This is a genomic window from Coprococcus eutactus, from assembly GCF_025149915.1.
Classification (GTDB): domain Bacteria; phylum Bacillota; class Clostridia; order Lachnospirales; family Lachnospiraceae; genus Coprococcus; species Coprococcus eutactus.
On sequence record NZ_CP102278.1, the window covers coordinates 1,392,890 to 1,414,883 of the forward strand.

The window sequence follows — 21,994 nt, forward strand, 5'->3', positions numbered from 1 at the left end:
GGCGTGGCTGGTTTCAGAGAAGATTTTTATGTCAGACTAGGACGGGATTACCATGAAAATACGGAGAATTCTTTCTTATATGGATATGTGAAAAGTAAAAGAGAGAGCAATCTCAGAATTCGGATGAAGGAAGAATACTACTGTCTGGTGGACACGGCAGCAAGCAGGAAAAGATATGTCCGTTTTCTGGTAAAAGCGCTGCTTTCTGATAAAACCCTTTCTGATTCGTTTGATAGGATTCACAGTCTGCCAGAGCTGTTAGACAGTATTTCATTTTATGAAGAAAAAACGGATGGATCAGAGCGCCCAGGTGAGAGTGGTAAATCAGAATTGGAAACGGAATGGGAGACGGAGAGGTTAGAACTTGAAAATGAGCGTGAAGCGTTGAAGCATGCAGAGGGTGACTTGTGTGGTGACAGACTGAGACTGCTTGATAAGTATATGGATAATAGCAAGGTATCAGAATCGGACATCAGTGTAGATGCGGATATAGATATGCTTAGGCGCATCTCGTCAGAACTGCTTGATTCATTTGAATTCGATGGCGAGAAGAAGAATCCGTATGTGGAGCTTATGTCGTCTTACCTGGATTTCTATTATGGTATTATATCTAAAGCAGGATATGTCAGCAGACTTCTGGAATTCTGGGCGGGCAACAGCAAATATATCCCAGACAAGAAGTCACTGGCATATTTTACAGAATTTGGAAAGCAGACATTTGGAGATGATGTATTTGCAGGATGCGGGAGAGCTGCACTGAGACTTGCAAGATTAAGGCAGCTTGGAGAAGAGAACTATGAAAAATTCAACATTGAAGCGGACCGGTTCTTTGAAGCGGAATTTCTTGATAAGCTCACGGAGAACCTGCAGAGAGACATATTAACCGTCGATGTGCATACACTGCTTTATGATGCAGGCTTTTCAAATGTAGGCAGGCCCCGCAAGAAGGATAAAAGTATGGACATAATGGATGCGTATTTCAGATATGTGGGGGATAATCCATTTTCTGGCGGTACAGGCTATGTTGAAATCCCCGGCGGTTATACGACATGGGATGAATATTACAATGCGTGTGATAATGTCCGTGACAGACTGAATTCGGATAAGAGAGCTTCTGTTTACCAGAATGTCTTTATGCCGATGTGGATTGACAATGATACAGGCGGCGGAATATTTCTCATAGGCAAAAGGCAGTTTGCGGAGAATGCCGATGTGAGACTTGCCAGCAACTGTGAGTTCGGCGTGGTATATTTCTACGGAACAGATGGCGGAAGTGCATTTGAATTTTCGGCGTTTCAGGAAGGCTCCTTTGATGAAAATGTGTTCCCTGGTATGTCAGAGGCGGTGAGCTGGTTTAGAAATTATGATTATAAGGCTGACTCTATGGAGGAGTACAGGCGGTATAATGGGGATGCCCCGGCAGGCTGTCCGGAGGTTTTCCTTAAGTATTTCAAAGGCTATGACAATGTAAAAGCAGATGTGGCAGATATATCTGGCGAAGTGACAGGAAACTCTGCATTATATGGAGATGTTGATGAGTCAGATATAAGAGCTACGCTTGAAGCGTTCGACAGGGAACAGGAGGAGAAAGAAAGAAAAAAACGGCTGAGAATGATATTTCAAAGCCCCAAAATAAAATAGCTGCATTGGTTTATAGGCCATCAATCTGTATTGGCACAGATTGGTGGCTTTTCTTCGTAAATTTTACGAGCTTAAATATTGCTGTAGTTATACTGTGTTTATCAAATAAAGAATATCCCATGTGGCACAGACAGTGAGCTGTTTCATGGGGCAAGACGAAAGGAGAAAATGCATATGAAGATCGACAATATGAGAGAACTTTACGAGGAATTACTTAGAGCAACATCAAATGGATACAGAAACAGAAGCATTGCAAATCCGGCAGTAGATTTCACAAAGAAAGCAAAGGCTGGGGATTTTGATGAGATGTCCGACGAAGAGTATTACCAGGCGCTTGATAAAGTAAATGAATTAAATGATGTATGGCAGCATCTGCCAAGCGGTCAGATTGGTGAACTGCTTTTTACTGCACTTGAGAATCTTACACTTAGAGACAGTGACGTGGAGGACATGGCAGCGACATTGCTTTGTGCTTATGAGCGTTCAAGTAAAGATCATATCCCTTGTGATGCAAAAGCGGCGGATAGAAATGCAAGAACTGCCGGATATGCTGCTTCCAAGGAGATAGACAGAGATAATCCATCCAAAACAAAGACACAGTCTGATAAAAGAAGCACTGATGCAAAAGGAATATTGAGCTCGCCGGCGAAGATATATGAATATCTTGACCGCAGAGTATATGGCCAGAAGGAGGCAAAGCGCGCCGCTGCCATGCTCCTCTGGAACCATGTGAATGGCAGGAGGCAGAATGTACTCTTTGCAGGCCCTACCGGCTGTGGCAAGACAGAGATATTCAGGCAGCTCGCAAAGCTATATCCGAACATAGTGATCCACAATGCCACCTCTCTGACGGGCACGGGCTGGAAGGGCAATACAAAGGTCAGAAATCTGTTCGATGGGGTGCCTCAGGATAAAATGGGCCACCTTATCATTGTCCTTGATGAGGCTGACAAGATGTTCGAGGATGCGGACGACAGGCATTACAGTTACATAGTCCAGAATGAACTGCTGAAGGTCCTGGAGGGGGACATGGTTCATTTTGATGGCAATCCGTCGAACAGTGAACCAGCTCTTGATATAGATACATCAAATGTAAGTTTTGTGTTCCTGGGTTCCTTCGATTCCATGGTCAGAGCGAAGGAGGTGGCTGTGAATAAGAGCAGGGCTATAGGTTTTGGTGCAGTATCGTCTGACGAGTCATTTGACGGATACAGGAGTACATTCACTCAGGAAGATCTTGTACAGTATGCAAATGTGAGATGTGAAATAGCGGGGCGCATAGGGAATATAGTTCAGCTCAGGGAGATGACTGAGGATGACTTCTACGCCATATTAAATGACAAAAGAATAAGTCCTGTCAGAAAGCTTTCTGATTACTATGGCGTTAAGCTTAAGATGTCAGAGACAGCAAAACATAAGCTGGCAAAGGAAGCTGCGGAGAATGGGATGGGAGTTCGATTTATTCATTCACAGATACAGAGAAGACTTGATTATGAGCTTTTCGAGAATTGTGACAGAAAGGAATATGTCATAGCCTGACCATTGAGTCATAAATAAAAGTATATGGTAGCACCAAAAGACTCCGAGTAAATTGTTGCGATAGTCGGAAAAATCATAAATAAATAAAATATAAAAAAAACCTGAAGCAGTAAGATATTGACTGCTTCAGGTTCTTTTTTAATGTGTTTAAATTGTTATATATAGATATTTTATTTCTTCATATTCTTATTTGCCGCTGCAAGCATGAGCTTGATTCTGTTTACCTGATTGACCTCAGATGCACCAGGATCATAGTCGACAGCCACGATGTTTGCCTCAGGATATGCCTCACGCAGATGCTTGATAACACCCTTGCCCACGATGTGGTTTGGAAGACATGCAAATGGCTGTGCGCACACGATGTTCGGAGCACCGCTCTTTATGAGCTCTATCATCTCACCTGTAAGGAACCATCCCTCACCGTTCTGGTTTCCTATGGATACGATTGGTCTTGCATAGGCAGCAAGCTTTTCGATATGGGCAGGAGCCTCGAATCGCTTACTCTTTTCAAGAGCATCCCTTGCAGGTTTTCTGAAGGATTCCAGAACCTTTATAACAGTGTTGCTGACTATGGCTCCCTTCTTGGTCTTGCCAAGGAACTCATAGTTGTAATTGTTGTTGTAGAAGCAGTACATGAAGAAGTCCAGGAGATCTGGCATAACAGCCTCTGCTCCCTCTGCTTCCAGCAGGTCAACTAAGTGGTTGTTGGCTGATGGCAGGAACTTTACAAGTATCTCTCCAACAATTCCGACTCTAGGCTTCTTGATATCAAGGAGTGGAAGAGTATCGAAGTCGTGGACGATTCCCTGTATATTCTTCTTGAATACTGCGTTGCTTCCGGTCTTTGTAAGGCTCTCCAGACAAACCTTCTTCCATTTCTCATGGAGTGCATTTGCCGAACCCTTTTCCTTCTCGTAAGGTCTTGTCCTGTACAGACATCTCATGAATACATCACCGTATATCAGAGCCTGCATTGCACGCTTTACGACCTTGTAGCTTATCTTGAAACCTGAGTTCTTCTCAAAGCCCTGGGCTGACAGTGCTATTACAGGTATCTGACCGTAGCCTGCCTTGGAGAGGGCACGTCTGATAAATCCTACATAGTTTGTTGCACGGCATCCGCCTCCTGTCTGGCTCATGATGACAGCCAGCTTGTTCACATCGTACTTTCCTGAAGTGATGGCGCTCATCATCTGTCCGACAACGATCAGAGATGGATAACATGCGTCGTTGTTTACATATTTCAGACCAACATCTATCGTCTCCTTGGTTGCATCCGGCAGGATCTCAATGTTGATTCCCATGCACTTGAATGCAGGTGCAAGAAGATCGAAATGGATAGGAGACATCTGAGGTGCAAGAACTGTATAGTCCTTCTTCATCTCCTTGGTAAATTCTATTCTGTTGATGGCACTGCTTGACGGACATGTCTTGTAGTGCTGTTCATGTCTTGAGTTGACCGCGCTTATGAGGGATCTGATTCTGATCCTTGCTGCACCCAAGTTGCTGACCTCATCGATCTTGAGGACAGTGTATATCTTGCCTGACTTGGTAAGTATATCGTTGACACAGTCAGTTGTTACAGCGTCCAGACCACAGCCGAATGAGTTGAGCTGTATGAGCTCCAAATTGTCACAGGTTTTTACATAGTTAGCTGCCTTGTATAATCTTGAGTGGTACATCCACTGGTCGGAGACGATAAGAGGTCTCTCAACCTTTCCAAGGTGTGCGACTGAATCCTCGGTAAAGACAGCGATCTTGTATGAGTTGATGAGTTCTGGTAGACCGTGGTTGATCTCAGGATCAAGGTGGTATGGACGACCTGCCAGAACGATACCGAGCATGTCATGTTCATCAATGTATCTGAGGGTTTCTTCACCTTTTGCACGTACATCTTCCTTGACCTTCTCTGCCTCTGCGTACGCAGCATGTATGGCACTTCCAATCTCGTCCATTGTCACATCATAGTACTTGGACATCTCACGATACATTCGCTTTACGAGAGCTTCCTCATTGTCCAGTGCCACAAAAGGTCTGATGAATGTTATGTCATCAGCCTTGAGTTCCTCCATGTTGTTCTTAATGTTCTCTGCATAAGAAGCAACGATAGGGCAGTTGTAGTGATTGTTTGCCTCAGGAGTCTCGTTCATCTCATACGGTACACATGGGTAGAAGATGGATTTGATTCCGTTCTTCAGCAGCCACATGACATGCCCATGTGAGATCTTGGCAGGGTAACACTCTGACTCACTAGGTATGGACTCGATACCAAGGCTGTATATATCTCTTGATGACTTAGGAGAGAGTACAACTGAGAATCCAAGCTTTGTGAGGAATGTGTGCCAGAAAGGATAGTTTTCGTACATGTTGAGTACACGTGGAACACCTATCACACCGCGCTTTGCCTCCTCAGGCTTAAGTGATTCATAGCCAAATATTCTTCCAAGCTTATATTCAAAGAGGTTAGGGATGTTGTCTGCGTTCTTCTTCAGACCTACACCCTTCTCACATCTGTTTCCGGTGATGAACCTCTTGCCGTTTGAGAATTTGTTTATGGTGAGGAGACAGTTGTTCGTACATCCTTTACATCTTGTCATGGAGCTCTCGTATGTGAGCTTTCTTATCTCCTCGATAGGGAGCATGGTCGTGACAAATCCCTCTTTGTATTTGTTTCTTGCTATGAGGGCAGCACCAAAAGCACCCATGATACCTGAGATGTCAGGTCTTATCGCTGTTCTTCCTGATATGACTTCAAAACTCTTTAAAACCGCATCGTTGTAGAAGGTACCACCCTGTACCACGATGTTTTTTCCGAGATCCTTTGGATCCGTGAGCTTTATAACCTTGAGCAGGGCATTTTTGATGACGGAGTAGGCGAGTCCGGCGGATATATCAGCCACGGATGCGCCCTCCTTCTGGGCCTGCTTAACCTTTGAGTTCATGAAGACTGTACATCTTGAACCGAGATCTATAGGTGTTCTCGCTGTTATGGCGATGTGCGCGAAATCTGCGATATCGTAGTTCAGTGACTTTGCAAATGTCTCTATGAATGATCCACATCCAGATGAGCATGCCTCGTTCAGCATAACGTTATCTACTACGCCGTTCTTGATCTTGATACACTTCATATCCTGACCGCCGATATCAAGTATACAATCTACCTCAGGGTCAAAGAATGCAGCGGCTGTATAGTGGGCTATGGTCTCAACCTCACCGAAATCTAGTGAGAGAGCCTGCTTGATAAGAGCCTCACCGTAGCCTGTGGAGCATGATCCTGCGATCACTGCACCTTCAGGAAGCTTACTGTATATATCCTTTATAGCTCTGATAGTAGTGTTCAGCGGACTTCCGTTGTTGCTGCTGTAGAAGTCGTAGAGAAGTTCGCCGTCAGCTCCGACGAGGGCAACCTTGGTTGTGGTTGAACCTGCGTCGACACCGATGAAACAGTTTCCTTTATATGTAGCGAGATCACCGCGCTTTACAGCGTATTTGTTGTGTTCTGCCTTGAATTTTTCGTAATCCTCATCACTCTCAAAAAGAGGTGCAAGTCTCTCCACACCAGAGGAGAGATTGAGTTCCTGGGAGAGAGCGTGGATGAGCTCTGAGAGCGTCATGGACACCTCAGGTTTGGAGTTCATGGCAGCACCTACTGCGGCGAACAGATGTGAGTGTCCTGGATCTATGATGGCGTCACCTGTAAGATTGAGTGTTCGGATAAATGCATTCTTCAGTTCCGGAAGGAAATGGAGAGGACCACCAAGAAATGCAACATTTCCCTTGATTGGTTTACCACATGCAAGACCTGATATAGTCTGATTGACAACGGCCTGGAATATGGATGCGGCCAGGTTTGGCTTTGTAGCTCCTTCGTTGATGAGTGGCTGTATATCTGTCTTGGCAAATACACCACATCTTGCAGCGATAGGATAGATGGTATCATAGTCCTTTGCATAGTCGTTAAGACCTGATGCGTCAGTCTGAAGAAGAGTAGCCATCTGGTCGATAAAAGAACCGGTACCTCCGGCACATACGCCGTTCATACGCTGTTCGATTCCGTTTGTAAAATATATGATCTTGGCATCCTCACCGCCGAGCTCTATTGCCACGTCGGTCTGTGGTGCATAGTCCTGCAGTGCCTCTGATACACAGACTACCTCCTGGGTAAATGGCACACCGATGAGCTGGGCGAGTGCCAGTCCACCAGAACCGGTGATACATGGATTGACCTCGTTCTCGCCGAGGGCATCCTTTGCTTCTTGTACAAGATCCTTAAGTGTTTCTTTGATATTTGCAAAATGTCTTTTGTAATCGGAGAAAAGTATCTTGTTGTCCTTATCGAGGACAGCAACCTTAACTGTTGTTGATCCAATATCAATTCCTAATGTGTACATAAAACAACCCTTCCAATTTCTTTTGTGTGTTGAATGTGTTTGATTTCGACATTTCTGCCGATAAAGCTACTTTATTATAGTGTAGCGTTTGAAAAAATACAATGACTTTATAAAAACTTAACCATTCAGAAAAAGTGTAAAATTTTGACTCTTTTGGAGTAACAAAGGGGACGAAACAGAATATATTATAAAAAAGCTTTCAGGGGTAAAGTATGAATTTTGATACATGTAATGGCGTCATCCATGTGGTAAAGAAGGGCGACACACTGTATAAGCTGTCAAAGATATATAAGGTAAAGCTGAGTGAAATCATCTCCGCAAATCCATATATCAATGTATACAATATGCAGCCCGGGGACGAGGTGTGCATTCCGGTTATTGAGGAGGAAGACTTCCTTATATATTCAGTCAAAGAGGGAGACACATTTGAGGATGTATTGAAGAATACGGGAGTTTCGCCAAATGACCTGTTCAAGTTCAATCCTGATCTGTATAAGACTATGCTCGCAGAATCGATGGAGATAAGATATATAGACCTTCAGAAATAATTCTGTCCGTCGGAGTGCACTCGATGATGTTTTTTAGCGGAGCAGAGCATGTCCGGCGGTATTTGTATCTGATATAACACAGGCCAGGTTAGAAAAACTTAATTATTATACGGTTGTAAACTCATTTTTTATATTATATAATTCTAAAGGTGTAGTTTGAATTACGATTGGAGATATTATATGAACCTTATTAGTAATATGGAGAGAAAGTTTGGCAGGTATGCCATAAGAAACCTTACGTTGTACCTTATCATAGGATATGGTATAGGATATCTGCTCCTAGTTTTCTGTCCGAATGTTTTATTTATGCTCACTCTCGATCCGAGAGCGGTTATGCATGGACAGGTGTGGAGACTTGTCACATGGATCATAACCCCACCAAGTATGGATTTCAGCATACTTACATTTGTCATGCTGTTTTTCTACTATAGTCTTGGAACTCTGCTGGAGAGGACGATAGGACCGTTCCTGTATAATCTTTACATGTTCAGTTCTATGATATTTACAATGCTTGGATTGATGATAGCACATATATTGTGTTATTACGTTTTCCATTACAGTTACACGTCAAATAGAATATATCTGGCATCTTCGGGAACCATTGTGTCATATGCATCGACCTATTATATATTGTTGTCGATATTCCTCGCTATAGCACTCTGTTATCCCGATATGAGCGTGCTTTACGCGATGATCATTCCGATCAAGATGAAATACTTGTCGATAGTATATATACTGATGACGCTGTATTATTTCATCCAGGAGACATTCATGGGACGTGTGAACATTGCAATGTCTCTTGTAAGCTTCGTGATCTTTTACCTGAGCACGAAGAACTTCAGAAGATTTGCCCCTAAGCAGATGAAGAGACGGCGAAATTACAACAGACAGGTACGAAACGCAAAAAGAGAGAATATAGGACACAGGTGTGTAGTGTGCGGAAGAACGGATAAGGAATATCCGGATCTTCAGTTTAGATACTGTTCAAAGTGTACCGGCAACAAGGAATACTGTCAGGATCATCTGTTCACACATACACACAACTAAAATATAAAAAATCAGAGGGATTAAAAGATGTATAACGAAGAGAAGAAATTGATAACTGATATACAGAGAAAGAAGGATCTTGATAGTAATTTGGGATTATTTGCAGATGTTGCATTCAAGGCGAATTTTGAATATGCATGCCATAAGTTCACACTAAACTATCTGACACTCAAGGATATGCATTTGGATGGTGATATCCCGGACGATCCATATATAGCACATTGCCAGACAGTAATAGATAAGCTGGTGAGCGACTACATTGCAGATTATCAGACAGAAGCTCATGACGGCAAGTATCAGGCAGCTGACGCTGACATCAGATTGATATCCGAGGTGAGGGATACGATCACGAGCAAGATGAAGGTGCTCACATCATACACGGATGCTTTCGAGATGTATGAATATATTTTAAATAGAAAAGAATACAGCTACCAGGAGAATATGACGGATGATCTTCAGGCTGAACTTGACGGGATTGATGTCAGTGAATTCGCGGATGAGATATTCAGATTTGTGTTTGCCGATTCGGACAAGGTGGCGATCAACTCCAAGCTGCAGTCTCTCATAGGTCAGCTTCCCATCCGTATGACAAAGAACAGATTTTACGATATACTTGGAGATACTCTTGATATATACAATGGGGTGGAGAAGGAATCTCTAGATCAGTTTATAGATATGGTTGAGAGCACAGCCCTTATAAAGCTTCCGGAGGGATTTGAGACTGAGTATCCGGATCTCTACACAGCCCTTGGAATACTTAAGAACGCTGATTATACAGATCTTGATGCTGAGAATTACAGAAAGCTTGCTGATGTGCTTGACAGGAGTGCACAGTTCCTCAATTCAGTGGTTACAGAGTATATGCTCATCGTGGAACTGGTGAACGATCTGTATGTCATGCTTCTAGCTATCTCTGCAAGGGATGATACGTCAGACAAGTGTCATAAGGCTATGGATGTCATTGCAAATGCCATGAAGGCTGATGATGGCGATCTTGAGGCTGTATACACCATGCTAAACGATATAGTTGGTGAGCAGGAGAATGCGGGAGAGCATAAGGTCATGCTGGAATCGGCAGTTTATGACATAACGACAGGATATATGGAAGAGATAGCAGAAAATGGCCTTGAGGCGACTTTCAGAGCTCTTGAGACGATGGACAAGTTACTGTCCGGAAGTATGTTTGTTGATATAAGCAACGTTGCGATAGCAGGGGTTCTCAAGGTCGACAGTGATTATATCGCTGCCTGCAAAGAGAAGCTGGCAAATGAGTTCGCAGAGCTGTTTACTGGTAATTCCATGACGGTGAACAGGGCTATCATGGCGAAGATACTCTCAAATATTCCTGTATTTTTCAATACAACGGATGAGATCAAAGAGTATATTCAGGGAGCACTCTCAAGGTGCAGGGAGCAGAGCGAGCTTTTGGCTGATTATATAGTGATAAAACAGATGATGGAAGAATAAACTAATAGTATGTATTATCTATACGTCCAAGCTGGGGCGTTAGCAGGTGAAAAGGATGGTCATTGACGATAAATTCTATGTCGGAGGAGCGAGAGACCGGCAAATCATAAGAATGGTCAGAGGAATAAGAAGATTTCATAAGGTCAGATATGTGCCGGGGGTGTTTGTTGTGACGCTTCCGCTCTTTGACGATGGAATACTAGAGATATATGAACTCAATGAGCTCAGACAGAAGGTGTACAGAGATATGGAGAATTCTATACATATAGTTGGTGCCGCACCTTCCAGAGTCCAGGCTATATGGCTCGTCAGGGATATTATAGATGATATATATAGAAAGACTGGAGATGTCGACGTGAAAGGTTTCTTTGACGCTGAAGTCTAAGGGGATGGAACATGCATATAGTCTTACTGATATTAAAAATATTACTAATAATAGTGTTGTCGATTATAGGGCTGGTGCTTCTGCTTGCACTGCTTGTTCTGTTTGCCCCTGTCAGATATAAAATGTATGTCAGAAAGCAGGATGATATATGGGCGAAGCTGACGGCTAGATGGCTTGGGTTTGTGCTGTGCTTCAAACTGGTGTATGATCAGGGGGAAGGACTGAATTACAGGCTGAGACTGTTTGGCGGTACGCTGTTTGGCTCAGAAAAAAAAGAGCCGCGAAGAGGGAAAAAGAGTGCCAGACCTGCTGATGATTACGATGACAATAGTATAGAAGCGGGAAATTTGGATACAGATATTGATAATACAGATATTGATAATACAGCCAACAATATAGAAGATATAGAAAATACAACTGAAGGAGATTTAGAATTTGAGAGGAATTTCCCATCGGCGGACAGTGAGGACAGGGAGTTTCTTCTTGAAGACAAAGAGTTTGAGAAGAAAACAGAAGGTATATTTGGAAAGATAGGCAGAAAGATAGATTCTTTGTGCAAGCATATAGCAGACAAATATAAAAATATATCTGAGAAAGTATCAGGTCTTAAAAAGAAAAAAGATGGCTATACTAAACTTGTGAACAATGTGAGAACAAAGGAGGCTTTCAGAGTCGCCAAAGTCCAGCTTATAGCATTGTTAAAGCATCTTAAGCCGTCTGTGCTCAAGGGACAGATAACCTATGGAACCGGAGATCCGGCATCCACGGGACAGAATCTCGGATACATGAGTGTTCTGTTTCCACTGTATTACGATCACATTGACATAACACCGGATTTTGAGAATGAGATACTTGAAGGAGATTTCATGATGAAGGGTCGGATAATAGTGTGGTCGGTTGGGTGGTGTGTGCTCAAAGTTATATGGAATAAGAATGTAAAGATAACAATATCACGCTTTAAGAAGATATCGGGAGGAAATTGATATGGCAAATAACAATATTGAAGGAACGCTTAGTACACTTTTTAACGGCATGGATGGTTTTATTTCATCAAAGTCAGTGGTTGGGGAGCCTGTATACGTGGGTGACACGATCATAATTCCTCTTGTAGATGTGAATTTCGGCATGGCAGCCGGTGCGTTCAACAAGCAGGACAGCAACAAAGCAGCTGGAGGTATAGGTGCAAAGATGAGCCCATCAGCGGTGCTTGTCATAGCAAATGGCAGTACAAGGCTTGTCAACCTTAAGAATCAGGATGCTGTGACCAAGATAATCGATATGGCCCCGGAGGTTATTGACAAGGTTGTAGGGCTTTTCAGGAAAGACAAAACAGACGAGGAGAATGCAGTGGATCAGGCTATAGATGAGATGGCACAGTCGGAGGATAAAGTAGTACAGTAATTCTGCATTATTAAAGAATCACCACATATAATGATAGTAAATCATTATGGTGGTGATTTTTATTTGGCGTAAATATTGTGGTTATGCATTTTTTTTTACGGCGGTTGGAGTTGTGATCGGATATTTTATAAGTGGGTTTGTCCAGTTTCTGATCATAGTGATACTGCTTTTATTATCATATATATTTTCATGCAGATAGGGTAGTGGCATGCAGGGGGCGAGTGTGCCTGGTATGAGGGCAATCGATTGTCAATGAGTATGGGACAAAAAAATAAGAGCAGCGATCTTATAAATCACTGCTCTTATTTTATCAGAACTGAATCGGTGATATTATGCAAATATTATGCACGCTCGACCTTACCAGATCTTAAGCAAGATGTGCAAACATAAATCTTTTTAGGTGTTCCATCAACTACAGCCTTAACAGCTTTAACATTTGACTTCCACATCTTGTTTGCTCTTCTATGAGAGTGGCTCACTTTGATACCGAAATGAGCACCTTTATCACAAATTGAACATTTTGCCATAATAGCACCTCCTTCAACGAATAAACTAATTGAATAAACCAACTTACCTTCTAAGTTCACAACAAGACATATAATAGCAGATTATTTTTCTATATGCAAGCATAAAATTTATTTTAATGAAAAATATTGAATTATGAGGGATGCGACACATGGGAATAGGGTGAGAACTCATATGTAAATAATGGAAATGCACTGTGAGATAGCGTCATTTCTTGAAATTTTGCTTAACTATGATATAATCAATAAATAACTATGTAATTAACTCGATAGAAAGGAGTTAGCCATGAAAGAGTATATAAATGGAGATAACGGAAAGGTAAGCATAGATGAGAGTGTTGTGGCTCAGGTAGCAGGACTGACAGCCCTTGACTGTTTTGGAATTGTAGGAATGGGAATCGTCAGTGTCAAGGATGGAATAGTAAAACAGCTTCGAAGAGACAATGTGTCGAGAGGCGTGAATGTAAGATTTGATGAGAATGGCGACATTGTGATAGAACTTCATATAGTTGTGGCTTATGGCGTGAGTATAAAGGCTGTCACGGACAACCTGATGCAGTCAGTGAAGTATAAGGTAGAAGATTTCACTTCATTCAAGGTAAGTCAGATCAATGTGTTTGTCGAAGATGTAAAAGTAATGGATTAAGTAATGGATTAGTTTGGAGGATACAGAGAAGTGAGTAATACGATCGATGCACTTACGCTCAAGAAAGCATTTATAGCGGGTGCTAACAACCTGGATAAGAATAAGGAATATATAAATGAATTGAATGTATTCCCTGTGCCTGATGGAGACACTGGAACCAATATGACATTAACGATACTGTCAGCGGTCAGGGAGGTTGAAGCAGCTCCTGATGATATGAAATCTATTGCAAAGGCGATGTCGACAGGTTCACTTAGAGGTGCAAGGGGTAATTCAGGTGTTATATTATCCCAGCTTTTAAGAGGATTCAGCAAGAAGGTTCAGGACAGCAGATCTATAGATGTACACGATATAGCAGATGCATTTCAAAAGGCAGTTGAGACAGCGTACAAGGCTGTCATGAAGCCAAAGGAGGGAACTATCCTCACTGTTGCAAAGGGCGTTGCTACAAAGGCGAGAGAGTGTGCAGATGCAGATATGTCACTGGAGCAGTTCTGTGATGAGGTTATAGAGTATGGTGATGCGGTTCTCGATTCAACACCTGAGATGCTTCCGGTGTTGAAAGAGGCAGGAGTTGTTGACTCAGGCGGACAGGGACTTATGGTGGTCCTCAAGGGCGCTGTGGACTGTCTCATGGGCCGTGTGACAGTGGAACTCAACAAGAGTACAGGAGCGGTCAATGTAAAGAAGTCCAGCACTGGTGCAGGAAATGATGGGATTTCTACAGCTGATATAAAGTTTGGATATTGTACAGAATTTATAATAAATCTTGAAAAAACTTACGGTGAGGCCGAGGAGGACGACCTTAAGAGTTTTCTTGAGTCCATAGGAGATTCTATCGTCTGCGTATCCCTCGATGATATAGTGAAGATCCATGTTCACACCAATCATCCAGGACAGGCGTTTGAGAAGGGACTCACCCTTGGTTATCTTACAAATATGAAGATCGACAATATGCGTATAGAGCATCACGAGAGAGTTATCAGTCAGTCTGAGCGCGATGAAGCGGAGAAGCAGGAAGAGGAGAGACAGCAGAGAAAGACAGCACATGCAGAGCCACGCAAGAAATATGGATTTATAACAGTATCCATGGGAGATGGATTGAAGAAGCTTTTTGAGGAGCTTGGAGCAGATTATGTCATTGAGGGCGGTCAGACAATGAATCCTAGTACTGAAGATATGCTCAATGCCATAGATGTGGTCAATGCGGAGAATATATTTATACTTCCAAATAACAAGAACGTTGTGCTTGCAGCAAACCAGGCGGCAACCCTGTGCGAGGACAAGAATATAATCGTTGTACCTACAGCAAATGCACCACAGGGAATAAGCGCTATGATAGCATTTGACAGCACTGTGGATGTCCAGGAGAACAGATCATCCATGAAGGCTGCAGTGAAGAATGTGAAGAGTGGACAGGTGACATACTCAGTGAGGGATACGTCTATAGACGGCAAGGCTATCAAAGAGGGAGATATCATGGGCATAGGAGACAAGGGACTTGTCAGTGTCGGAAATGATATTGAACAGGTCACATTTGATCTTATTGCTGATGCGGTGGATGATGAGGCTGAGGTTATAAGCATTTACAGCGGTGCTGATGTTTCTGATGAGGATGCGGAGAAACTGGCAGACAGGGTCGAGGAGACATATCCGGATGTGGATGTTCAGCATTACTATGGAGGACAGCCTATATATTATTATATAGTTTCGGTTGAATAGACAGATATATATCTGTTATGAGGTGGATATATGGTACTTGGCGACTCGATAAAGACGATAAAGGGAATAGGCGATAAGACGGCGGCAGCCATGTCTAAGCTGGGGATATATACAGTGTCTGATCTTTTGATGTATTACCCCAGAACGTATATATCCTATGAGGATCCTGTTGATATAGAGAACCTGCAGACTGGAATGCGGCAGTCGGTCAGGGTGATGATCAACAGCAGAGTTGAAGTCAGAAAGGTCAGAGGGTTAACCATATCCATTGTCTATGCAAAAGATTTTTCAGGGACAATTAAGCTGATGTGGTTTAATTGTCCTTTTTTGCGTAATTTCTTTCATATAGGTCAGGAGTTTGTATTTTCCGGAGAAGTTTCATACAAAAGCGGCATGATGACAATGACACAGCCGGAGTATTACACCCCGGACAAATACAGTGAGCTGACAAATGTATGGCAGCCGGTGTACACCGTGACGCCGGGAATAACATCAAAGACCATCCAGAAAGCGGCTAGAAACGCCCTTCCGGCAGCGTCAGGACTGGTGGATTATCTCCCTGAAGATGTACTCTCAGAGTATGGGATAATGGATCTTCCGGAGGCTGTAGCTTCCATACATTTTCCTGCGGATGAGTATCACCTCAAACTGGCAGTAAAGAGAATTGCATTTGATGAATTTTATGGATTTATATCGGATATGCACAGGTTAAAGTCGGATTTTGCCGGCTATAGAAATGAATGTGTTATATCTTGTGACGAAGAAGTAAGGCGTTTTATAGAAAAACTTAGTTTTACACTGACAAATGCCCAGATGAACGCTGTTCGTGATATGCTGGAGGATATGTCGTCGGATCATGTCATGAACAGGCTGATACAGGGTGATGTCGGATCCGGCAAAACCATTGTGGCTGCTGTGGGACTTTTTGCCGCTGCGGTCAGTGGTTGGCAGGGCGTTATAATGGCACCAACAGAGGTTCTGGCAGTGCAGCATTACAAGGAGCTTCACGCTCAGTTCGAGCCGTATGGAATATCTGTCGGTCTGCTGACTGGTTCCATGACTGTAAAGGAAAAGAGACTTATGTATCAGGATATAAAAAATGGAGATGTGTCTGTGATCGTTGGAACACACGCACTGATACAGGATAAGGTCGAGTATAACAGGCTGGGGCTGGTAGTAACTGATGAACAGCACAGATTCGGTGTCAAGCAGCGCGAAAAGCTTACGGAAAAGGGAGGACATCCTCATACGCTTGTCATGAGTGCAACTCCGATACCGAGAACTCTGGCGATCATAATGTACGGAGATCTGGACATATCTGTTATAGATGAGCTTCCGGCGGGCAGAATACCGATAAAGAACTGCGTGGTTGATGAGAGTTACAGGAAAACGGCGCAGAGTTTTATCATGAAGGAAGTGAGTAAGGGGCATCAGGTGTATATAGTGTGTCCTATGGTGGAAGCCAGCGAAGTGCTTGACGATGTTGCAAATGTAACTGAGTACACGGAGGAGCTTCGGGAGACGTTAAGGAGCCAGTATGGCGGCGATATACAGGTGACATGTCTTCACGGCAAGATGAAGGCGGATGAGAAAAATGCCATACTGGATGATTTTTCGAATGGCAGTATAAGTATACTCGTGTCTACGACTGTAATTGAGGTTGGTATCAACAATCCAAATGCAACGGTCATGATGGTGGAAAATGCGGAGCGGTTTGGACTTGCGCAGCTACATCAGCTGAGAGGCCGTGTTGGCCGTGGAAAACTTCAGTCTTACTGTATATTTGTGAGCGGCAAGAAGGATAAGGATACCATGGAAAGACTTGAGGTTCTTGAGAAGTCGAACGATGGGTTTTATATTGCCGGTGAGGATCTGAAGATGAGGGGGCCTGGTGACTTCTTTGGCATAAGACAGAGCGGAGAGGTCATGTTTAAGATCGGAGATATCTATAACCATGCCGATATGCTGAAGGCGGCGCAGAAGATATATGAAGATCATGGAGCTGAGATAGACAGGACAATTGAGGAAAAGGGAATCTATAATAGATATTTTCAGCCGGTTCTGTAGCTGTTATATTATTTGAAAACGGGGGTAAATATGAAGAATAAAAAGACTTTGATAATGGGGATAATAATCGGCGTTCTGGTCGTGGTCATAGGTGTGATGGGATATATGCTTATTAAAGGCAGAACGGATGGCAGGGATAAGGACGGTCAGGATAGCACGCAGAATATATCAACTGATGTAACGGATAAGGATCTGGAACAGGATACATCGGATAAAGCTGCAGATATGACCTCAGCAGCGAAGAAAGGCGATGATGCGGACGGCAAAAACAGCGAAAAAAAGAGCGTTTCATTTTATGCCGAGATAGGTCATGACAGTACATGGGAAGCCTCTGGTAAGATCTGTGCGACAGAGAATATCAATATATATAATAAGACCTCATCTGTGGTTTCGGGTTGGAAGCTTGATGTTATATATAAGGGTAAACCTGCTATAGAAGATATCTGGAATGGAGAAAAAAAGATAAACGAATATACAGTGTCGATAACACCAGCAGATTACAATCAGGATATACCTGCGGGAGGATCAGTAAATGTTGGTTACAATATAGCCTCAGATGATCTGACAGTGGTAGACTACATATTGTACATAGATGGAAAAGAATACCGAGGAAGTGAGAATTTATCTGCAGATACGTCAGGTGCAACTTCAAACAGCGTGGATGCTGAGCCGAAGGATGGCAAGATGAACAAAGTGGAAACTACAGATAAAACAGATAAAACGTTGGATGTGACCGGTGGTGTGGCAGAAAGCGATACAAAGAAAACAGCGGAGGACGGAACACCATTTGATAATCACGGACAACTGTCGGTGAAGGGAACTGATATAGTGGATGAATCGGGCAGCAAATATCAGCTTAAAGGTGTGAGCACACATGGAATCACATGGTTTCCTGATTATGTGAATAAGGATGCATTTCAGTCGATAAGAGATGACTGGGATGCCAATCTGGTACGTCTTGCCATGTACACGGATACAGGTGACAGCAACGGATACTGCAGTGGGGGCGACAAGGACAGTATCAGAGGTCTTGTTGATGCCGGAGTTACAGCTGCAACAGAGCTTGGAATGTATGTCATAATCGATTGGCATATATTAAATGACAACAATCCAAACAGCCATATAGATGATGCTAAGGAATTTTTTGATGATGTATCAGCAAAGTATTCCTCAAATCACAATGTGATATATGAGATCTGCAATGAGCCAAATGGAGGCACGTCCTGGTCAGATATCAAGAGCTATGCGGAGATAATAATTCCGGTGATAAGAAAGAATGACAAGAATGCTATAATAATAGTTGGTACTCCGAACTGGAGCCAGGATGTAGATATCGTGTCAGAAGATCCGATAACTGGTTATGACAATATAATGTACGCTGTGCATTTCTATGCAGCAACCCACAAGGATGATCTGAGAAATAAGGTAAAGACGGCCATCTCAAACGGACTTCCGGTGTTTGTCAGTGAATTCAGTCTGTGTGATGCCTCGGGAAATGGCGGCATAGATTATGACTCATCTGATGTGTGGTTTGATCTGATAAATGACAATAATTTGAGCTATGCATCTTGGAGCTTGTGCAACAAGAACGAGACATCAGCTCTCATAAAACCGGATTCCACAGCGACATCGACTATAACTATCGATGATCTGTCGGACACGGGTAAATATGTTAGAGACAAGATACTCGGCAACTAATCGCATCGGACTTGTATTTTATAATATATCGTGTTATAAAAATGTCTGTAAATTTATAGAGACTGCAGAACACTGTGGTCGGTTAGGAGAAAATGATGAGAGTTATAGCGGGCCGTGCACGCAGTTTGAAACTGGTTACTGTGGATTCTATGGATACAAGACCTACAACTGACAGGATAAAGGAAACTTTGTTCAATGTCCTTTCACCAGATATACCGGGATGCAGCTTTCTTGATCTGTTTAGCGGAAGTGGGGCGATAGGCATAGAGGCACTCAGCAGAGGTGCGAAGAGAGCTGTGTTTGTGGAAAATGGCAGAAAAGCTCTTGAGTGTATAAACAAAAATCTGGATTTCACAAAGCTGCGTGATGGAGCACAGGTGTTGAGCACAGATGCCGTCAGTGCAGTGAATACGCTGGAAAGACAAAAAGATGTATTTGATATCATATTCATGGATCCCCCCTATGGAAGATCGCTTGAGCGGGATGTTCTCATGAGATTGTCGGGATCAGATATAGTGTCGGATGATACCATAATAGTTGTGGAATCTGATCTTGATACGGAGTTTGATTATCTGAATGACATAGGATTTGAGATATATAAGATAAAGAAATACAAGACAAATAAACATACATTTATTTACAGGAGACTGGAAGATGAGTAGAGCTATATATCCGGGAAGCTTTGATCCCGTGACACTTGGACATTTGGATATAATAAAAAGGTCGGCGGAAATGTTCGACGAACTCACAGTTGGAGTGCTGAACAATACTGCAAAAACACCATTGTTTTCTTTAGACGAACGTGTTAATATGTTAAAGAATGTAGTTTCGGATATACCTAATGTTAAAGTTGTTGGATTTGGAGGCCTTCTAGTAGACTATGCTAGACAGAATGATATCAAGGTCATTGTCAGAGGTCTCAGGGCTGTCACAGATTTTGAGTACGAGTTGCAGATAGCCCAGAGTAACAGAAAGGTTGCACCAGACATAGATACAGTTTTTCTGACAACGAATATACAGTATTCGTATCTCAGTTCGAGTATTGTTAAGGAGTATGCAAGTTTTGGTGTTGACGTAAAAGATTTTGTTCCGGAACCGATACAGGATATTCTTAAAGAGAGATTTGCGGATATTCGAGTGTAATTTGCGATAGATAATTAGGAGGAGAATAACATGGCAAGAAAAGGTATTGAAGAGATGATTAGTGAGATAGAGATATTTATTGACAATTGCAAGTTCCAGCCGTTGTCTTCCAGTAAGATCATTGTGCCAAGAGAGGATCTGATGCAGATGGTTAGTGAACTCAAGCTCAAGATACCAAATGAGATAGAGAGATGTAAGAAGATCATGAGAAACAAGGAAGCTATATTGGCGGATGCCAGAGCTAGGGCGGATTCTATAATCACAGAATCTGTCGCTGAGGCTAACAGACTTGTTGATCAGAGCCAGATCGTTGAGCAGGCTAATCTCCGCGCAAACGAGATTACAGATCTTGCAAGAAGCCAGGCTGAACAGATCGTCGCTGAGGCAAACGAAGAAGCTGATCAGGTGAGAACAGGTGCGATGTATTATTCAAAGGATAAGCTTGCAGAGATAAGCCAGTATATTGACGCAACACTTCAGGCTGAACGTGCAAACTATGAGAATCTTATAAAGTCACTCGAGGATAATTCAACTAGAGTTGCATCCAATATGGCTGAGCTTGACTCCAGCATTAATCAGATGAATGGAGTTATAGAGCAGTCGGCTCAGGTTGATTCTGCATTTGACACCAAAGAAGATGAGTATAATGTCTATGGAAAGACAGAGTATACATCTAAAGAAGATGAGTATGATGATGAGTACGACGAATATGATGACGATGACTATGATGACGAAGACGACGATGATGAGTATCTCGATGAATAAGTTGTTTGTGCCATGTCTACAGTATTAGAAATACAGTTATGCCACATAATATACCGTACATACATTTAGCGAATATATATTTTGTGAAAGACAGCCCTGATTTTTGTATAAGATCATAGCTTTGGAACAAGGCGGATAAGCCTCCAAAGGCAGTGAGCGACAAAAACAGGGCTGTCTTTATTTTGAAAGATAGCGTGCTCTCGTCAAGTGTTTTGATGCCTGCAGATATCTCTAGAAAGGCTGTAGCTATATGAGCGGATGGACAGGGAAAGTAGTTGGTTATGATGCTTCCTAATATAGCGAAGATAACCATGTATATACCTATTAAAGTTATATTGTGAATAGCATTGTCAAGCAGATGCCGCTGACGGTCATCTGATGAGTCGGATGTTTCGGATATAATGTTTGTTTTAAAGTTCGCGTGTGACTTCGATTCTACGTGTGCAGTGGCTGCAGTTTCAATGTTAATATTGAGTTGCCTGAGTATTGCCTGACTGCGCGGATGAGCATAGATGAAGTGTATGATGCGAGGTATAAGGAAGAACAGTGCGGTACATATGAACTGCGGTATGTATAGACATGCGAGAAGAGTATTGATTGATATATATTTGTATAAATAAGATGAGTATAAGTATCCGTACAGGAACATTGGGCTCACATTGTTGCAGATGGGAAGCATTGTCTGGGCGGTATGACGACCTATCCTATCGTTCTTGTACAGAAATGATATGGTGATGGTTCCGGTTGGAAATCCGCAGAACAAGCCTATGATAAGAGTCAGCATACATGCACAGTAGGCGGACATATGGTTTAGATCGGCGGAGTTCAGTATAACACTTGTGAGCAGCATAAAAGGAAGCAGGACAGGGACTATGGAGCTATACCATAGATAGATACCCTGACTGCAGCCTGAGGTTATTAAAGAAGCGTTCAGACATGCAAATATTACAATAGCTGTTATGATTATCATATAAAAAACATTCTTCATACGTGTAAGATATGCACACCGT

Annotated in this window: 18 protein-coding genes; 15 read left to right on the forward strand and 3 right to left on the reverse strand. The window is 42.7% G+C overall.

Annotated elements, in window-relative coordinates:
• The first annotated feature begins 3 nt into the window (after nucleotides 1–3).
• Nucleotides 4–1,641, forward strand: a complete 1,638-nt coding sequence (locus NQ536_RS05955) for a hypothetical protein (RefSeq protein ID WP_004851186.1) — start codon at nucleotides 4–6, stop codon at nucleotides 1,639–1,641.
• Nucleotides 1,642–1,815: 174 nt separating this feature from the next.
• Entirely contained in the window at nucleotides 1,816–3,180 is a 1,365-nt protein-coding gene (locus tag NQ536_RS05960) for an AAA family ATPase (protein WP_044997997.1), read from the forward strand.
• 170 nt (nucleotides 3,181–3,350) lie between these two features.
• Here NQ536_RS05960 and NQ536_RS05965 read toward each other — a convergent pair whose 3' ends face one another.
• Nucleotides 3,351–7,571, reverse strand: a complete 4,221-nt coding sequence (locus NQ536_RS05965; RefSeq protein WP_004851182.1) for a 2-hydroxyacyl-CoA dehydratase — start codon at nucleotides 7,569–7,571, stop codon at nucleotides 3,351–3,353.
• Between the two features lie 212 nt (nucleotides 7,572–7,783).
• On the opposite strand from NQ536_RS05965, the gene NQ536_RS05970 reads away from it, so the two are divergent.
• From NQ536_RS05970 to NQ536_RS05995, 6 genes are all read left to right on the forward strand, one after another.
• Nucleotides 7,784–8,119, forward strand: coding sequence for a LysM peptidoglycan-binding domain-containing protein (locus NQ536_RS05970; RefSeq protein WP_004851181.1), 336 nt, complete (start codon nucleotides 7,784–7,786; stop codon nucleotides 8,117–8,119).
• A 180-nt stretch (nucleotides 8,120–8,299) separates the two neighbouring features.
• Nucleotides 8,300–9,166 carry a hypothetical protein gene (locus tag NQ536_RS05975; protein ID WP_004851180.1) on the forward strand — a complete coding sequence of 289 codons (867 nt, stop codon included), beginning with the start codon at nucleotides 8,300–8,302 and terminating at the stop codon, nucleotides 9,164–9,166.
• 27 nt (nucleotides 9,167–9,193) lie between these two features.
• The gene (locus tag NQ536_RS05980) at nucleotides 9,194–10,633 is read left to right on the forward strand and encodes a hypothetical protein (protein WP_004851179.1); all 1,440 of its coding nucleotides are present in this window, start codon (nucleotides 9,194–9,196) and stop codon (nucleotides 10,631–10,633) included.
• Between the two features lie 55 nt (nucleotides 10,634–10,688).
• Nucleotides 10,689–11,018: a hypothetical protein gene (locus NQ536_RS05985; RefSeq protein WP_004851178.1), complete on the forward strand. Its 330-nt coding sequence runs from the start codon at nucleotides 10,689–10,691 to the stop codon at nucleotides 11,016–11,018.
• A gap of 11 nt (nucleotides 11,019–11,029) precedes the next feature.
• Nucleotides 11,030–12,001, forward strand: a complete 972-nt coding sequence (locus NQ536_RS05990; RefSeq protein WP_004851175.1) for a DUF2953 domain-containing protein — start codon at nucleotides 11,030–11,032, stop codon at nucleotides 11,999–12,001.
• A gap of 1 nt (nucleotide 12,002) precedes the next feature.
• Nucleotides 12,003–12,419, forward strand: coding sequence for a GerW family sporulation protein (locus tag NQ536_RS05995; protein ID WP_004851173.1), 417 nt, complete (start codon nucleotides 12,003–12,005; stop codon nucleotides 12,417–12,419).
• A gap of 341 nt (nucleotides 12,420–12,760) precedes the next feature.
• On the opposite strand, the gene rpmB is transcribed toward NQ536_RS05995, so the two are convergent.
• On the reverse strand, nucleotides 12,761–12,946 hold the full coding sequence (gene rpmB / locus NQ536_RS06000) for a 50S ribosomal protein L28 (RefSeq protein ID WP_022059057.1): 186 nt from the start codon (nucleotides 12,944–12,946) through the stop codon (nucleotides 12,761–12,763).
• A gap of 283 nt (nucleotides 12,947–13,229) precedes the next feature.
• On the opposite strand from rpmB, the gene NQ536_RS06005 reads away from it, so the two are divergent.
• The 7 genes from NQ536_RS06005 (at nucleotide 13,230) to NQ536_RS06035 (ending at nucleotide 20,984) form a co-directional block, all read left to right on the forward strand.
• Entirely contained in the window at nucleotides 13,230–13,589 is a 360-nt protein-coding gene (locus tag NQ536_RS06005) for an Asp23/Gls24 family envelope stress response protein (RefSeq protein ID WP_004851167.1), read from the forward strand.
• A gap of 30 nt (nucleotides 13,590–13,619) precedes the next feature.
• A complete protein-coding gene (locus NQ536_RS06010) occupies nucleotides 13,620–15,311 on the forward strand; it encodes a DAK2 domain-containing protein (RefSeq protein WP_004851165.1) in 1,692 nt (563 codons plus the stop codon).
• A gap of 30 nt (nucleotides 15,312–15,341) precedes the next feature.
• Entirely contained in the window at nucleotides 15,342–17,378 is a 2,037-nt protein-coding gene (recG, locus tag NQ536_RS06015; RefSeq protein ID WP_004851164.1) for an ATP-dependent DNA helicase RecG, read from the forward strand.
• 30 nt (nucleotides 17,379–17,408) lie between these two features.
• A complete protein-coding gene (locus NQ536_RS06020; RefSeq protein ID WP_004851162.1) occupies nucleotides 17,409–19,076 on the forward strand; it encodes a cellulase family glycosylhydrolase in 1,668 nt (555 codons plus the stop codon).
• A gap of 95 nt (nucleotides 19,077–19,171) precedes the next feature.
• On the forward strand, nucleotides 19,172–19,738 hold the full coding sequence (gene rsmD, locus NQ536_RS06025; RefSeq protein WP_022059054.1) for a 16S rRNA (guanine(966)-N(2))-methyltransferase RsmD: 567 nt from the start codon (nucleotides 19,172–19,174) through the stop codon (nucleotides 19,736–19,738).
• Nucleotides 19,731–20,219: a pantetheine-phosphate adenylyltransferase gene (coaD, locus tag NQ536_RS06030; RefSeq protein ID WP_004851159.1), complete on the forward strand. Its 489-nt coding sequence runs from the start codon at nucleotides 19,731–19,733 to the stop codon at nucleotides 20,217–20,219. The genes rsmD and coaD overlap by 8 nt, the downstream gene beginning before the upstream one ends.
• Nucleotides 20,220–20,249: 30 nt before the next feature.
• Nucleotides 20,250–20,984, forward strand: a complete 735-nt coding sequence (locus tag NQ536_RS06035; protein WP_004851157.1) for an ATP synthase subunit B family protein — start codon at nucleotides 20,250–20,252, stop codon at nucleotides 20,982–20,984.
• A gap of 16 nt (nucleotides 20,985–21,000) precedes the next feature.
• Here the strand turns inward: NQ536_RS06035 and NQ536_RS06040 are convergent, their stop codons facing one another.
• Complete coding sequence (locus NQ536_RS06040; RefSeq protein WP_044997996.1) at nucleotides 21,001–21,954, reverse strand: hypothetical protein; 954 nt, start codon at nucleotides 21,952–21,954, stop codon at nucleotides 21,001–21,003.
• Nucleotides 21,955–21,994: the final 40 nt, after the last annotated feature.

What these genes read in the sequence shown, in the direction of transcription:
- NQ536_RS05960 (WP_044997997.1), top strand. Translation starts at nt 1,816, where the DNA reads ATGAAGATCGACAATATGAGAGAACTTTACGAGGAATTACTTAGAGCA.
- NQ536_RS05980 (WP_004851179.1), top strand. Translation starts at nt 9,194, where the DNA reads ATGTATAACGAAGAGAAGAAATTGATAACTGATATACAGAGAAAGAAG.
- recG (WP_004851164.1), top strand. Translation starts at nt 15,342, where the DNA reads ATGGTACTTGGCGACTCGATAAAGACGATAAAGGGAATAGGCGATAAG.
- NQ536_RS06040 (WP_044997996.1), bottom strand. Translation starts at nt 21,954, where the DNA reads ATGATAATCATAACAGCTATTGTAATATTTGCATGTCTGAACGCTTCT.
- NQ536_RS05975 (WP_004851180.1), top strand. Translation starts at nt 8,300, where the DNA reads ATGAACCTTATTAGTAATATGGAGAGAAAGTTTGGCAGGTATGCCATA.
- coaD (WP_004851159.1), top strand. Translation starts at nt 19,731, where the DNA reads ATGAGTAGAGCTATATATCCGGGAAGCTTTGATCCCGTGACACTTGGA.
- NQ536_RS05965 (WP_004851182.1), bottom strand. Translation starts at nt 7,571, where the DNA reads ATGTACACATTAGGAATTGATATTGGATCAACAACAGTTAAGGTTGCT.
- NQ536_RS05990 (WP_004851175.1), top strand. Translation starts at nt 11,030, where the DNA reads ATGCATATAGTCTTACTGATATTAAAAATATTACTAATAATAGTGTTG.
- NQ536_RS06035 (WP_004851157.1), top strand. Translation starts at nt 20,250, where the DNA reads ATGGCAAGAAAAGGTATTGAAGAGATGATTAGTGAGATAGAGATATTT.
- rpmB (WP_022059057.1), bottom strand. Translation starts at nt 12,946, where the DNA reads ATGGCAAAATGTTCAATTTGTGATAAAGGTGCTCATTTCGGTATCAAA.
- NQ536_RS06020 (WP_004851162.1), top strand. Translation starts at nt 17,409, where the DNA reads ATGAAGAATAAAAAGACTTTGATAATGGGGATAATAATCGGCGTTCTG.
- rsmD (WP_022059054.1), top strand. Translation starts at nt 19,172, where the DNA reads ATGAGAGTTATAGCGGGCCGTGCACGCAGTTTGAAACTGGTTACTGTG.
- NQ536_RS06005 (WP_004851167.1), top strand. Translation starts at nt 13,230, where the DNA reads ATGAAAGAGTATATAAATGGAGATAACGGAAAGGTAAGCATAGATGAG.
- NQ536_RS05985 (WP_004851178.1), top strand. Translation starts at nt 10,689, where the DNA reads ATGGTCATTGACGATAAATTCTATGTCGGAGGAGCGAGAGACCGGCAA.
- NQ536_RS05995 (WP_004851173.1), top strand. Translation starts at nt 12,003, where the DNA reads ATGGCAAATAACAATATTGAAGGAACGCTTAGTACACTTTTTAACGGC.
- NQ536_RS05970 (WP_004851181.1), top strand. Translation starts at nt 7,784, where the DNA reads ATGAATTTTGATACATGTAATGGCGTCATCCATGTGGTAAAGAAGGGC.